Consider the following 13,755-nt stretch of genomic DNA (forward strand, 5'->3'; position numbering starts at 1 on the left):
AATCATCCTCCTTTAATAGGAAACGTTAATTTAACGGTTGTTCCCTTATTAAGCTCGCTCTCGATTTCCATATTACCGCCGCTCTTAATCATAACGTCATAACAATAAAATAAACCCAACCCAAAATTCGTGCCCTTATTCCGCTTTGTAGTAAAGAACGGGTCAGTAATATGTTTTAAGTTATCTGAGGATATACCACATCCATTATCAGCAATTGAAACAATTACTTCATCACATCGTCCATAGGACGTAGCTACACGAATTATCCCTCCAGACTCCATCGCTTCGATTGCATTTTTTAACACGTTCAAAAAAACTTCTTTCGTTTGTGGACCATCACAAAATAGCTGAACATTGCCGTCGCCGGCCAAGTATACTTTCTCTACGACAATGTTTCTTTCATCCAGTACTGGAAGGATAAGCTCCATACTTTCATCAAGTAGTTGATTTAAATTCTGCCTGCTGTTTACAATAATAATTTCTTGTGTCTGACTTTGAATACGGTCAACCATTTCCATCAGATGACCGGAACTGCGTTCAATGATGTCGATAGCTTCTGTACAAGTTGGATCCAATTCGGTACTATACGGTTTCATGATTTGCAGACTGGAATTGATTTTATAAATTTGGTTCTTTATCGTGTGGTTTAATAACGTTGTTCCGGAAGTAATAGCCTTCATTGCATTTTGACGAGCTTCCCTCTCATACCGAAGCTTAATTCCGTTAAGGGAGCCTGTTCCCTTTTTAAATGCCTGCCATAAAAAAGCGAAAAACGCGATCATAAAAAATACAATCATGTATCTCCAGTATTGATGAGTATGATCGAATGCTCTTACGATATAGTTAAGAATCAGAGCCGACAGCACCACAGGTAACATAATTGATAAGGTCGTGAAACGATGAAGCTTTTTATCCGGGTCCTTCTCAGTAACGTAAGAGTACATGTGCAATAAGCAAGCAAAAATAATATAAGGAACCGCCCAAAATAACATCGATTTAAAATCCGGTTTTATATCGGGAAAATACACGGTTGTCTTTAGCATAAAAGGGATAGGGAATAATAAAACATAAGTTAGAATCTTGACTGTTCTTAGACTAAACTTTCCACTGTAAGTAATCGCGTGCATGATAACGCCCCAAGGGAAAAAGTAAACCGCTATAAATCCAGTAATAACCCTGACATACAAAAGAAATGTGTTGAGCCATGGGAAGTTCATATTCTGTTGATTCAAAGTTGGAATTATCGATTCGATGATAGATCGAGACAAACCAGTAAGTGCAGCGCAACTCAATAGGAATACGCCCCACCGAATGGAATGAGATTTAGGATCGTACCGATAACAAATAATTGCAAATATAATACTAACCAAGAATAGCGCAATCATGTACGAGGTCCAAGAATCATGTTCACGATATCGGTTGGTTTCCGTGCAATAAAATCAGGATCAGACTGCTGAAGAAGTGTTTCTAAATCGTATCCCCAGGTTACCGAGATGATTTTGATCTGACTTTTTTTACTAGCCACAATATCCCGGTGCTCATCACCTACAAAGATAACGTTCTCTTTCGCTATTTTCGCCCCTTTCAAATAGCTATTGATGGACAAATGCCTCCCAAAAAAACGGTTTGCCGTTATGATATCGTCAAAATACTCCATCTGGTTCAATCGTAAAAATTGCTTTATATTTTCTTTGGAGTTTGCGGAGATGATTACCAAGCTCAATCCCGACTTTTTTAGTTCTTGTAAGATACACTTGATCTCGTCAATCGCTTTTAGTCCAGGAATGGCTTCTTCATACTTCTTCACGACATCCATCGTGAGCAAAGGGACCTTTAAGACAGGAACCTTGAGCCTCTTGAAACGTTCCTTAACAGAAAGTGAACGAATAAGATCCGCTTCATGTTCTGGAACCTTCTTATAGTTATATTTTTCAGAAAACTCATTAAAAAGATCGAACACCAGCCTACCCGAATCAACAATGGTTCCGTCAAAATCAAAAATAACTACTCTGTTCATCTTCACACCTCCCCTTGATGTATCTCTTTTTTAGATAGACGTCTCCTTATAAACAAAATATTCTACAAAGAATACGGAGTCAACGGTACTTAGACCCCTATTTTTGTCTTATTATGACAACTAGTATCAAAAAAAGTAATCCGTTTAATCTGCGAGATGAACTAATTCTCCAACGGGGGTCCCGCCAACAAAACACGGATTTCGTACGTTAAGCCAGGAATGCCCGTAAAATAAGCATTTTGCCGCACGCTAAGAATGCAGCACAAGATCAATTGTGTAGTGTAACAGAGCCTATTTGCATACGTTTTGATGCTGTAATGCAACACAAAATAGCACGTTATGATCGAATCAGGATGCAACACAATTGTTAACGTACGTTTTTCGCGTTTTGCTGTCTCTACCCCTAGGTGGTTTGGTACTGAGGCTATTTTTTTCTGAAGGCTTCGGAACGCAAAGGAGGAAAAGCTGGCCAATGGAACCTACCGGGTCTTAGACGGGACGATCTTGCCCGGCTTAGAGACGGTCGTTCGCTTGGCCAGCCCGACTGAACGAACTGGGGGATCCAAACAGCTCCAAAGAATGATATAAAATGAATCCATTAAATACGCGAGGTGGACGAGTCAACCGCGAGCGAGCCTAAAAGGGGTGGTATCAGCTTCGCTGGTACTACCCCTCATTATGGATTTATTTGCGTCGTAAAGCTGCAGCGCTTGCTTCGGGAAGTATCGCTTTCACGATCCGCCTCGTGCTATCTGCATACGCCTGATCGATAAAAGTCTTCATGACTCTTGAAGCAATGATTTCGGGCGTGAATTCATATTCACCTTGTACCTGATCATTCAAATCATCAGCTATCATTTGCAATTTCTGAAAATCGTTTCGCTTTAATCCAATTACCAACGATCGGTATTTCAAATAAGGATCTAAGAAATCTCGAATTAAGCTCATCTCCATACCCCTTCCCTTTACTTGAAAATACTCCATACGTTTGGATTTGAATTAACTTGCCCTGATGGCAAAGTTTTTCGATAGTCTGAAACTTTAATACCCGGTGCAACCTTCTGTAAAATGACCTCCTCTTTAAGTGCATATTCCAGCAAAGCTTTTACTGCATGTGCAAAAAATGAAATACCTAATGCAATTTGAAATTCGGTTAATTGTTCGGCCATGGACTGAGAAAATTTCAGCTTAAACCGCCCTTGTCGATCAGTATCCATATCCAGAAAATCATATATGTTAGCCGGCTTAAATAAGGGGTACATAACGTGATTTTCCCGAATGTGATAAGCGCGGCGAAAGTACGTTCTAAAAAATAAAATACATTTCTCATCTTCCAGAGCTGCAATAACCAGCTGAGTTCCTACTTCACCTTCAGGTAACTCTAATCGTCGTGCAATTCGATGTATCCATACTCGATACTCATCTCTTATGTTTGGAGCAACAGCTACTTTCTTGTCCGATCTGGTCTTCCGCTTACGCTCGGCCCCTCCTCTGTTCTTCTCCAAAACCGCAACCTCCCCCAGCATTAGCTCAGGAACGCAGTTCCTTCGTTCCTATATTAATTTATGTGATGGAAGGGGTATATTATGCTGAATGTTTGTCCATACTAGGGACATAATCTCTGTTCTTAGAAAGGGTGCATCATTATGATATTTGCTAAATCGTATGAAAAGTGGACTACTCAAGAAAAAAAGAATTTCGCTAAGGATGCCATTTCTTATGCGAAAGAGGTTGGACTACCGTTAAAAAAGAGAAAAAAGAGTAAGCAAAAATAAAGAGTTTACGACGGTTCTTTATTTTATTGCCGAGATGAAAATACGCAATACAGGTAGGATGATTAAGCTAACGTTAGCTTAACAACAACACAATAAGGCAGCCACTATTGATCTGACCTTTATTACATTAACGGAATAATACCCCTTCAATTCCCTGTGTTCCGACGATTGTGCCGGTGGTACAATCGGTTTATGCATGGGAGGGAAAACGATATGATTACCGTACCGGCAGCCATGCTGCTTCAGAAAAGAGAAAAACCGTTCGACGATGAGCGTTATATATTTGAGCCAAAGATCGATGGCCACCGGTTGCTGCTTGTGCGTTCGGGCGGTAATGTCCGGTTGTTTACCCGACACGAGAACGACGTGACACGGCAATACCCGGAATTGCATAACGTACCAGTCAGCTGTGGAGACGTAGTCCTTGACGGCGAGCTTGCTTACATGGTTCCGGAAACGGGCGATATTTGCTTCGAGACAACGATGAAGAGGTTTCATATGAAGGGCCCGAAAATCCAGCAAGGCGTGCTGCAGCTCCCCATCCGCTTTTTCGTCTTTGATGTGCTGAGCGTTGATGGAAAAGACGTCCGCGGGTTGCCGCTTATAGAACGGAAGGCAATTCTTGATCATATTTTCGTCGAGAACGATTACTATAAACGAGTCCTGCATGTTGGAGGCCGAGGAACCGCGTTGTTTAATATTATTGAGCAGCGCGGACTTGAGGGGATAGTCGCCAAGCTGAAGGACAGTAAATATGTCGGCCGACGCAGCGACGCCTGGCTGAAGATGATAAATTACACCTATGCCGAGGTCAAGCTGACCGGTTACCGGAAATCTGAATTTGGCTGGTTAGCGAACTATAATGGCCGCCCAGCAGGCATCATCGAGCTGGCCGTGCCGCCAGAACATCGGAAGGCGTTCTATGCCGTCGTGAAGACGATCGTTACGAGCGAGGATAAGAATTTTGTCTACATCCAGCCTCAGATCCGCGCGAAGGTTCGCTTCCGTAATTGGTATAAGAGTGGCTTGATGCGCTCGCCGGAATTTATTGATTTTGTGGTGTAACGAGACGGTAACGGAAATGGTGCCATAGTATAATGGCATCAAAAATCGATAGCATCCACGGATAACTGGCCTACGGGATGAAAATACCGGCAGGTCATTTTTGTGTATACATACCTTTTATCTAAAGATCTCCCCACTCTCCCTGCTTGATTACAATCTCAGCAAATGAAGAAGTCCCATGCTGCCAATGAAAATCATACCAATCACCACATCAAGAACGATGAAGAAAAGGATCAGCCACATAACAAGATGACGTTTCTTCTTCCTTCTGAATCCGCAGTTCAAGCAAACCCTTGCATCACTTGAAACCGGACATCCACATATACTGCACCGCGTCAATCGCGCCATAAGCCCTCGCCCTCCTTGGAATTTCCTAGACAATTGTTTTAATTCATTCCTTACTTGCTTTGATTAGATATTTCGGAACTCGCGTTTTGTTGGCGGTCCCCCTTCCTGAGATCAGAAACATGGGCTTTTGATTATATGTCTGGATATGATCGATCAAACCGCTCAAATAATAGTCCGTCACACGTACCGGAAACGTCGCCATCCGATCCCGCAAAATGTTTTCAATCACCCAAGCTTTTCGTGTCCACCATTCATACGATTTCCCCGATTCTTGTGCTGCTTCCAGATAATCTTTTGCACCGTCGGCTATCACCTTATTAAAAAGCCGTACATAGTTGTAATTGTCCTTCCTTTCCTGGCGAACTTGTCGCAGCAGAACCACCAAAAAATACGTGGATTTTTCCATCAGTTCGGGTGTGGAGAGCTCCGCATAATCAGCGCAAACAAACGGATCGGCCAGCAAAGGCTTACGTCTTCCGTTGCTTTGAACGTCAGCCGAAGCTACCGTCATCTGACAAAATGTGCAGTAATAGTGTTTTGCATCAAAAACAAGCGCTAAACCGCAATAAGGGCATGTTTGCATGTGCGTCTCCCTCTCTGTTTTGATTTTCCACCCGCCGGAAAGACCGGCGGGTGTGTTATTTTACTACGCTATCTCAACAATACATTCTGGCAGGAACCTGACTATTCCGTGTACCCGCATAATTCTCATCCAAACCGGCTCCCCGCGATCACGCCTGTTCTCTAAAATCCGAAAAGCGCCGCACCAGTCAACTCCGTGAGGTTCGTAATGCCAGATGCACCAGTTGTATGCCGCCCATAAATCCATATACGTTTTTCCCACCGGATCATCGTAAGAAGCCTTGGGAAACCGCCGGACATACTCGCCTTGCGTAATGGCATTTGGAGGTATGACAGCACGAACGTTACAAGTCTCATACTCCGAAAACGCACTCCAAGCTTTCCAAGGAAGAGAATCGGGATGGATCACTTGCGCCAGATTCGCTTTGATTTGTTCAAATTCATCCATGCCGATTGCTGCGTTTATCCGTTTTACTTCCTGCTGAAGCTTTTCTCTCCGTTCGTTCATTCTCTTTTCCCGTTCTTCTGCCTCGATGATCGTGATCAAATCGAGTTGTTCCATTCCATATCACCCTCCCTGGTGAACATGCGCTTCACTGTAGATGCCGAGCGCAATTTCGAGATGTTCGAGTACAAGGCCGGCTGCCGCGATGTCTTCCGGATCGCGGTTGTTGACGGTCAAGTATAAAAGTACCGTCTCCGCTTGTTCCTTTGCTTTTCGAAGTGTCTTGATCAAAGCGTTTTTCCGTTGTTGATCATATTTCTCCATCGCTCTCTCACCTTTCATTTGAAAATGCCACGATCATAGATCCAGCACCATACATTTTCAGGACGCCCTGCATGCATATGGACCATTCGCCCAAATGCATTCATGATCATCGTCCCGGCAGTTCAGATTCAGCCAGCGCACAACCCGATCCGCATCCTCAAACGACCGCCACGTCCATCGATCCTGAGCCATGCTCCACATCGATTTCCGGTTCAAAACGTGATCGATCATACTGGTTTCGCGGTATTTGTGATGTACGGCACCCATCCGGTACCCTTCGTCGGTCTGTAAAATCAGCCGAAAACAAGGATATGCGGCATCTTCTTTCATTGTGAATTTGTCTGGTTTATAGGCGATCAAAGGAATGTCGAAACCATTTTGGATCCGCTCGGCTATCTTTTCATCAAATAAGCTGAATTGCTGAAATAGGATCACTTGAAGCGTAATTTCCTCCGGAGAACCCACAGCGGTCGGTTTTTGTATGGATGTAAGGGGCGCCGGATTTCGCCTCCGGCGCGCCTTAACAATCTTGACCCTCATACGACGACCGATGTGCTTCAGCGAAGCTGGCTCATTCTTTTGCTTTCCCCGCCTTTTTGGCAACGAATCAAGTTCAGGAAACAGCGTAAGCTGCTCACTTTTCATCGGTCTCCCCTCCTTGTACATCTGGCTCTCGTTTCTCATTTGGTGCCACCCAAACCGGATCCCAGCTGAGCGAGAACCCTACTTCTGCCAGCGCCACCAAACAAAACCGCACATGTTTTCAACGTTTGCATGATCGTTCCTCCATCTTTTTCGGTTTTATCCTTGGGTTCTTCTAATTGCCCCGCCCCCGATTTGGGGCGGCCGGCGTATCCTTTTTAGATGCGGTTCCTTTCGCAAAAATCCGAGTCAATCTCCCGCAGCCGTTTAATGGCATGAACGAGCGCTATTTCCGGCATGCGGAGCTGGTACCCATACCGCCCGATTCCCTTCAGTTCTTCCAATCGCTTCAAGCGAAAAATATAGTTATTCCAAGCAGCTTCCCACTGTTCAACTGTAGGACAGCCGCAAACCGTTACCGTTTTAGACTGAAAACCGTACACCATTTCCGTTACCGCTCCATCCGCCGGATTCCGAAACTTCCATGCGTATTCACGCTCGTTTTCTCGATCTACATACCATTCAAGCTTTCCCTGCTCCGCTTCGGTCATCATTTGATCGAGCCGTTTTCCAAGTGCCTTTGCCGCTTGTTTTTGGAGTTGCTTTCCTTCCATTTGTTTACACTCCTTTTCTAGCCGGCTTGCAAGCTTTCTAGGACGTTTTTAAGATATGGTTTTGAGGGGGAACCGCCCCCAACGGGGAAGGGGCCCCGGATGGGGGCTGCGCTTCCTCGCGGTTACTCGGTTTCCTCGAAAGTAATGCCCAGTATATAATCAGCGGCCTTTTGTGCTTGACCTGCGGCTTGCACAATCAATTTTTTATCGTCCTTCAACTTCCGCAACCAACTGCCGATATAGGCGGCGCTGTTCTCCATCGTGCTATTGTCTATTCCAGCTACGCCGCACAGCATGGCCGCGCCGATCTCCGCGACTAATTCTTCTTTGCTGTAGCTTTCATCACCAAATGCGGCAATCTCTGTTATGCCCGAGCGATTTAACCGCCTTGTATGGCCTGTGCTGTGCATCATTTCGTGAAATAAGACACTGTAATATTCCTCGGGTTTCTCGTAGTCGCACAGCGGCGGGACGCTGATGTAATCCTGTGAGGGGACATAAAACGCCTGCCCTGATGTAAACCGTACGGGTGGTGCTTCCCTGTATCCCTTACAAATCTGCTCCGCTTCGTCAATGGGGTCATGCTCAAAGGTTTGATCATTCCGCTTGCTCTGTAAGCCCTCGCATTGTTTCTTAATATCAAAAACCGTGTAGAAACGAAGAAACGGAATTTTAGTCATTTTTTTGGTCTTCTCGTCTTCTTTCTCTAACCATGTCCAGAAAACCACGAATTGCCCTTTCTCGCCTTTCTTTACCTTGCCCCCGGCTTCGGTCACCTGTTTAAAGCTCGCGTATTCTCCGGGCTCCAGCAGAAGCGTATTAATGCCCCTGTATGGCTTCTGGGTCTTCCAGTTCACCGCCGCTCCTACTCGCCAAGGTCTGCGCCAAGGCACAACGCCGCTTTCTAGTAGCTGAATCATTCGATTCGTTATCATGTCATAAATTTTTTCGCTCATTTTTTCCGCTCCCTTATGTGATATAATGGAGGGGCGAAGGGGTACAGCAATTTCTTCGCCCCGGTCCGTTTGCTCTCGTAAAGCAAATGGGCCTTTTAATATTCTTCTGGTAAAAGAAAAGTCGAAACGCTGCGGTCGGCTTCTGTGATAATCCAAAACTTCACGCCGTCCGCGCTTGTGTAAGTAGAAAGAAGCCGAAAACCCTTTTCTAACGCTTCGTTGTTGTGTGCCCAATCCTCGGTACAAACCTCGCCCCAATCGCCGCCTACGTGCCGTGTAAGGGCTGAAATGCGGTCTTTCTCGCTTATCGCTCTCATGACTCCGGTTGTCGCTACCACTTGTCCCAATGGAAATTTACCGATAAATAAATGCGTCATGCGCTTTTCCTCGCCTTCATCAGATAATAGGTATTTAGCAAACCGTCCAACTTTTGCGACTGTTCCACCACTTGGGGAGCAGTTAAGCCGTACCGCTCGGCAAGTTGGTACATTTGGTTTCGTGCTTCCTCAACCCGATTTAGAAGCTCGTCCATCCGTTTCCACCTCCTTTCCCTGCTCGTCGTTCTCCATTTCGAAAACGTCCCAATCATCGTCCGGAAAATCAAGATCAACGAAATCATAAGAAGATTCAAACCCCGTTTCCCGGCGCGGATAAAGCGTGTCAAACTCTCGATGAATCATGTTCCTTTTCACCCCCTTTCATGCTTGCTTTTTGACCTTGAACCCCTAATATTCGGAACCTGTTTGCCGGTCCCCGCGGAGCGAAAATCTTTAGGTTTGTGAGCAGTTTTCTTGCTTGCTGCCTTGCCTTGCCGTATGTAGTTTTCAAAGAACAGAACATTCGTGTACCGTAGCCGTCGCAGATTTAAGAGCATATAGGTTCTCGCAGGGCAAGGCTGCCCGAAGGGACGACAAAAAGGTTTTTGAGCGTTTTACTCAAAAACCTTTTTTCGCCTTGCGCTGTGAGGTTCTCTATGCTCCCATGCGACGAGATGGCTGCGGTACACGAATGTCTTCTTTGGAAAGCGGAATATGGTAAGGCTGCATGCGAGAGAGTCTGCGAAACGGGCCTATTCTTCTTCGAGCTACTTACAAAGTCTTGCTTCCAGGGTCTACCCTCGAATGCTTTTAGGAACGATGATGGAATGGAGTGAAGCGCAGTGGAATCATGGTTCCGATCTGCTTCGTAGAACATGATCGTTTGCGGAGATGGAGCGTCAGCGGAAACGGAGAAAACCATGATGTTTGAGCACTACCCCAAAGGTATTGCTTCCAGCGAGTCCCGTTAAGAATCCCAATGGAACCCGGATGCTATTTCCGGGGTCGCTTGGGATTTAGGGACGGTTAACCGGGGGATTAGAATCCAAAATCCCTTTTAAGACTAGGCTGGCTCAAGCCAGATCCATGCTTAAGCATAAAAAACAGCCCTTTAAAAGGGCTGTTCAGTCATTGATTCTATTCTGCACATAGCTTCATCGCGTTGTCGCTCCGTCAATTTCCCTTTAAGTCAAGAGTCGGGGAGACCCCGCGGCCCGGCCATTAAGTTTCCGTAAACACAGTAATATCTTTCAGTGATTGTCATATTTGATGCTCACATAGACGAAAACTTTCTTATCCCGACTATAATCATTGCCTGTATGTCCCTTAACTCTCCACTCCGCTCTGTAACCTCCGGGCACCTCGGTAGCACTGTACTCGGTACCATTTGTAAGTAACGTCGTATCTTCCGGCAATCGGTTACCCTCGCCCACGGTCTCCAGACTAAGGTCATAATCTTCCCCATACGGCGAGGCCATGGAGACCTTAACGACTCCATGAAAACCTTCAGGGGGGCTCCATGATCCACTCAACTCTTGTCCTGAGGACGAAATGTACCCGTAATATAACAAAAACTCATAATTGGATCCACCGTATGAATAAGTTTTGGAATCCGAAAGCTGAAAAGGAGTCGCATATGCAGCAGTAGTGAACGTCACTTCTTGTTTCACACTTTGGTTGCCGGCGGCATCGACGGCGACCAGTGAGAAGAGGTACGATGACTTTGGAGACAGCCCCTTCACTTCATAGCTGTTCACATCCCCGTTCAGGGTAGCCTGCAGCGTATTGTCTTGGTACACCAAGTATTTGTCTACTCCCGTATCATCCGTGGCCGGCTGCCAATTCAGCCGTACGCTGTTATAGGTCACATCGGTAACCGTCAGCACATCACCAGCAGGCCACTTAGGTGCGGTAGTGTCCCCGGGTGCATCGTTTAGACGGAACAGAGTGCCCTCGACCGCTTGGTACCATGCGCCGTTGTGATAAGAGATGTTGGTACTATTGGATATGAGTTTTTTCGGTTCCTGATCTCCAGGATGGTACATATACAGGGCGCTATTATACGTGATTGCCAAAGTCCCGAGTTCGTTCAAAGCGCGGATTTTCGGATTTCCATTGAAATATGTCACTTGGGTCACAGTTCCCTGTGGAGATTCCAAGAAAATTTGTCTGCGTCCGCTCGGTGTGGGCTTCGTGTAGGCAATCCACCCCTGATTGATCTCGAAATCAGAATGCGGACTCGTAATATCATCATCGGAAATAGATTTACTGATCTCCGTGAGAGAACCGTCCGCATATTTAAATATATCGCGGCTATTAATGCTCAGCAGCACGGTCTTTCCATCAGACACGAGCGATGGATATTCGAGGCTGGTTTTGATTAACTGCCTGCTTGTGCCATCGGGCTGAAACAGGGTGATTCCCTCGTTATTAGCTGCGACAAAGCTGCCGTTTGCAGCCAGTGCGACATTGCCCACTCTTCCGAAATTACGGGTCTTCCCGGTTTCGGTATCGATCAGATCTCCTGTATAGTAAGAGAAAGCATATTTTCCGTTGGTTTGTGCAAAAAAATCCGTCGATGCCCAAATGCCCGTATCCTTCAGCTGACCGGAATTCCACAGGAAATACCGAGCACAGTCTTTGCCACAAAAAGCTCTCATCAGTGCACCTGTAGGTGTCAGCAGCGACTTGCCCAGACCATAATTGGGAGGATTATAGATGATGGTTTCCGTCCCATCCGTGCGGTTCTTGATCTTGTAGTCGGTGTCATAGTAGAGGGTTCGGGTGTCGTCGAAATCCACGATCGTTCCTTCCACGCTATCTACCGGAATTAGTGTTGAAGAGGGATCAACGTACAAATGATATTCCGAGGAAAAGCGCAAATTGCGATAATATCCGTTAGCCCAATCATATACTTGTACCCGGTAGGTAACAATCTGATCCTTATAGGCAGTGAGGCCGAATTCATGGTCCAGGGAACCTTTAGCTTCAAACGTCTCGATTACTCGATCGGCAGTTGAGAGCGATACACGGATAATCGGAATGGATAGCTCGTCCTTTGTGCTTACGAGGGCCCGGAATTTGCCGTTCTGCACGACATGAAGTTTCGATACGCCGGTGATTTGTACTTCCGGAGGAGCATCGTAGAGGAAGTTCTTCGTCATTTTACCGGTCCGGCCCGCATAATCAAAAGCAGTAACGGTCACACTCTTTACACCCTGCTGCAGCCCGTCCAAGGGGAAATCCGCATTCCACCATGTACAGCCCGCACCACAGTCTTCAAGCTCGAGATCAACCTCCCGATCGTCCACCTTCGCCGTAACTTTCTGAATCTCATATTTGGACTGGACATTTACAGATAAAGCAAGCTTCGTATGCTGCGGTTTGTTGAAATCATCAACGTAGATGTCCACTTTAATTTCTCCTGCAGCAGGCCACTGAGGCGCGGTAGTATCCCCGGGTGCATCGTTTAGACGGAACAGAGTACCCTCGACCGCTTGGTACCATGCACCGTTGTGATAAGAGATGTTGGTACTGGTACTATCGGATATGAGTTTTTTCGGTTCCTGATCTCCAGGATGGTACATATACAGGTCGCTATTATACGTGATTGCCAAAGTCCCGTGTTCGTTCAAAGCGCGGATTTTCGGATTTCCATTGAAATATGTCACTTGAGTCACGGTTCCCTGCGGAGATTCCAAGAAAATTTGTCTGCGTCCGCTCGGTGTGGGCTTCGTGTAGGCGATCCACCCCTGATTGATCTCGAAATCAGAATGCGGACTTATAATATCATGATCGGAAATAGATTTACTGATCTCCGTGAGAGAACCGTCAGCATATTTCAATATATCGCGGCTATTAGTGTTCAGCAGCACGGTCTTTCCATCAGACACGAGCGATGGATATTCGAGGCTGGTTTTGATTAGCTGCCTGCTTGTACCATCGGGCTGAAACAGGGTGAGTCCCTCGTTATTAGCTGCGACAAAGCTGCCGTCCGCAGCCAGCGCGACATTGCCCACTCTTCCGAAATTGCGAATCTCCCCGGTTTCGGTATCGATCAGATCTCCTGTATAGCCAGAGAAAGCATATTTTCCGTTGGTTTGTGTAAAAAAATCCGTCGATGCCCAAATGCCCGTATCCTTCAATTGACCGGAATTCCACAGGAAATACCGAGCACAGTCTTTGCCACAAAAAGCTCTCATCATTGCACCTGTAGGTGTCAGCAGCGGCATGCCCAAACCATAATTGGGAGGATTATCGATGATGGTTTCCGTCCCGTCCGTGCGGTTCTTGATCCGCAACTTATTGTCGGTGCCATTGTAGAGGGTTCGGGTATCATCGAAATCCACGATCGTTCCTTCCACACTATCTACCGGAATTAGTGTTGCAGAGGGATCAACCATCGAATTCTCTGCTACCACCGCGGAACCGGAGTCCGCGGCAGTTGCCTGAAAGGGTACAAGCATCGTCAGCAACAGAAAGGCACAAACTAAAAGCATAAACCATCGTCTCATCCATCTTCACTCCATTATTTTTTACCTTAAATCTACCATATTACCAAAATCTATGAACGTGCTCATTGCACTATTACAAAACAAATCTACCAAAAATATCAACACAAACATTGGTATATTTCGCATTGAATGAACTCAATATGGACGGAAATCTGG

Annotated in this window: 15 protein-coding genes; 1 reads left to right on the forward strand and 14 read right to left on the reverse strand. The window is 45.9% G+C overall.

The window, feature by feature from the left end; genetic code table 11:
- Positions 1-2: 2 nt before the first annotated feature.
- The 4 genes from AC0YNZ_RS27975 to AC0YNZ_RS27990 form a co-directional block, all read right to left on the reverse strand.
- Positions 3-1,292, reverse strand: coding sequence for a sensor histidine kinase (locus tag AC0YNZ_RS27975; protein WP_475829720.1), 1,290 nt, complete (start codon positions 1,290-1,292; stop codon positions 3-5).
- Between the two features lie 89 nt (positions 1,293-1,381).
- Positions 1,382-2,017 carry an HAD-IA family hydrolase gene (locus AC0YNZ_RS27980; RefSeq protein ID WP_475829721.1) on the reverse strand — a complete coding sequence of 212 codons (636 nt, stop codon included), beginning with the start codon at positions 2,015-2,017 and terminating at the stop codon, positions 1,382-1,384.
- Between the two features lie 684 nt (positions 2,018-2,701).
- Positions 2,702-2,965 (reverse strand): hypothetical protein, encoded by a 264-nt coding sequence (locus tag AC0YNZ_RS27985; RefSeq protein WP_110774025.1) that lies wholly within the window; start codon positions 2,963-2,965, stop codon positions 2,702-2,704.
- Between the two features lie 17 nt (positions 2,966-2,982).
- Complete coding sequence (locus AC0YNZ_RS27990; RefSeq protein ID WP_475829722.1) at positions 2,983-3,522, reverse strand: hypothetical protein; 540 nt, start codon at positions 3,520-3,522, stop codon at positions 2,983-2,985.
- Positions 3,523-4,005: 483 nt separating this feature from the next.
- Between AC0YNZ_RS27990 and AC0YNZ_RS27995 the strand changes: the two genes are divergently transcribed.
- Entirely contained in the window at positions 4,006-4,857 is an 852-nt protein-coding gene (locus AC0YNZ_RS27995) for an ATP-dependent DNA ligase (protein WP_475829723.1), read from the forward strand.
- A 391-nt stretch (positions 4,858-5,248) separates the two neighbouring features.
- Here AC0YNZ_RS27995 and AC0YNZ_RS28000 read toward each other — a convergent pair whose 3' ends face one another.
- The 10 genes from AC0YNZ_RS28000 to AC0YNZ_RS28045 form a co-directional block, all read right to left on the reverse strand.
- Positions 5,249-5,788, reverse strand: coding sequence for a hypothetical protein (locus AC0YNZ_RS28000; protein ID WP_475829724.1), 540 nt, complete (start codon positions 5,786-5,788; stop codon positions 5,249-5,251).
- 63 nt (positions 5,789-5,851) lie between these two features.
- Positions 5,852-6,349 (reverse strand): hypothetical protein, encoded by a 498-nt coding sequence (locus tag AC0YNZ_RS28005; RefSeq protein WP_475829725.1) that lies wholly within the window; start codon positions 6,347-6,349, stop codon positions 5,852-5,854.
- A 6-nt stretch (positions 6,350-6,355) separates the two neighbouring features.
- Complete coding sequence (locus AC0YNZ_RS28010) at positions 6,356-6,556, reverse strand: hypothetical protein (RefSeq protein WP_110774020.1); 201 nt, start codon at positions 6,554-6,556, stop codon at positions 6,356-6,358.
- A gap of 57 nt (positions 6,557-6,613) precedes the next feature.
- Positions 6,614-7,201, reverse strand: a complete 588-nt coding sequence (locus tag AC0YNZ_RS28015; RefSeq protein WP_475829726.1) for a hypothetical protein — start codon at positions 7,199-7,201, stop codon at positions 6,614-6,616.
- A gap of 215 nt (positions 7,202-7,416) precedes the next feature.
- On the reverse strand, positions 7,417-7,812 hold the full coding sequence (locus tag AC0YNZ_RS28020) for a hypothetical protein (protein ID WP_475829727.1): 396 nt from the start codon (positions 7,810-7,812) through the stop codon (positions 7,417-7,419).
- A gap of 122 nt (positions 7,813-7,934) precedes the next feature.
- Positions 7,935-8,768 carry an ArdC family protein gene (locus AC0YNZ_RS28025; RefSeq protein WP_475829728.1) on the reverse strand — a complete coding sequence of 278 codons (834 nt, stop codon included), beginning with the start codon at positions 8,766-8,768 and terminating at the stop codon, positions 7,935-7,937.
- Positions 8,769-8,863: 95 nt separating this feature from the next.
- Complete coding sequence (locus AC0YNZ_RS28030; protein WP_475829729.1) at positions 8,864-9,145, reverse strand: hypothetical protein; 282 nt, start codon at positions 9,143-9,145, stop codon at positions 8,864-8,866.
- Positions 9,142-9,300, reverse strand: coding sequence for a Spo0E family sporulation regulatory protein-aspartic acid phosphatase (locus AC0YNZ_RS28035; protein ID WP_475829730.1), 159 nt, complete (start codon positions 9,298-9,300; stop codon positions 9,142-9,144). The genes AC0YNZ_RS28030 and AC0YNZ_RS28035 overlap by 4 nt, the downstream gene beginning before the upstream one ends.
- A complete protein-coding gene (locus AC0YNZ_RS28040; protein WP_181426385.1) occupies positions 9,275-9,448 on the reverse strand; it encodes a hypothetical protein in 174 nt (57 codons plus the stop codon). The genes AC0YNZ_RS28035 and AC0YNZ_RS28040 overlap by 26 nt, the downstream gene beginning before the upstream one ends.
- A gap of 887 nt (positions 9,449-10,335) precedes the next feature.
- The gene (locus AC0YNZ_RS28045) at positions 10,336-13,599 is read right to left on the reverse strand and encodes a fibronectin type III domain-containing protein (RefSeq protein ID WP_475829731.1); all 3,264 of its coding nucleotides are present in this window, start codon (positions 13,597-13,599) and stop codon (positions 10,336-10,338) included.
- Positions 13,600-13,755 lie beyond the last annotated feature (156 nt).

It is taken from the genome of Paenibacillus sp. J2L1-98, assembly GCF_056269405.1.

Coding starts and splice junctions, on each gene's coding strand:
- AC0YNZ_RS27980 (WP_475829721.1), bottom strand. CDS start 2,017: ATGAACAGAGTAGTTATTTTTGATTTTGACGGAACCATTGTTGATTCG.
- AC0YNZ_RS27985 (WP_110774025.1), bottom strand. CDS start 2,965: ATGAGCTTAATTCGAGATTTCTTAGATCCTTATTTGAAATACCGATCG.
- AC0YNZ_RS27995 (WP_475829723.1), top strand. CDS start 4,006: ATGATTACCGTACCGGCAGCCATGCTGCTTCAGAAAAGAGAAAAACCG.
- AC0YNZ_RS28000 (WP_475829724.1), bottom strand. CDS start 5,788: ATGCAAACATGCCCTTATTGCGGTTTAGCGCTTGTTTTTGATGCAAAA.
- AC0YNZ_RS28005 (WP_475829725.1), bottom strand. CDS start 6,349: ATGGAACAACTCGATTTGATCACGATCATCGAGGCAGAAGAACGGGAA.
- AC0YNZ_RS28010 (WP_110774020.1), bottom strand. CDS start 6,556: ATGGAGAAATATGATCAACAACGGAAAAACGCTTTGATCAAGACACTT.
- AC0YNZ_RS28015 (WP_475829726.1), bottom strand. CDS start 7,201: ATGAAAAGTGAGCAGCTTACGCTGTTTCCTGAACTTGATTCGTTGCCA.
- AC0YNZ_RS28020 (WP_475829727.1), bottom strand. CDS start 7,812: ATGGAAGGAAAGCAACTCCAAAAACAAGCGGCAAAGGCACTTGGAAAA.
- AC0YNZ_RS28025 (WP_475829728.1), bottom strand. CDS start 8,768: ATGAGCGAAAAAATTTATGACATGATAACGAATCGAATGATTCAGCTA.
- AC0YNZ_RS28030 (WP_475829729.1), bottom strand. CDS start 9,145: ATGACGCATTTATTTATCGGTAAATTTCCATTGGGACAAGTGGTAGCG.
- AC0YNZ_RS28035 (WP_475829730.1), bottom strand. CDS start 9,300: ATGGACGAGCTTCTAAATCGGGTTGAGGAAGCACGAAACCAAATGTAC.
- AC0YNZ_RS28040 (WP_181426385.1), bottom strand. CDS start 9,448: ATGATTCATCGAGAGTTTGACACGCTTTATCCGCGCCGGGAAACGGGG.
- AC0YNZ_RS28045 (WP_475829731.1), bottom strand. CDS start 13,599: ATGAGACGATGGTTTATGCTTTTAGTTTGTGCCTTTCTGTTGCTGACG.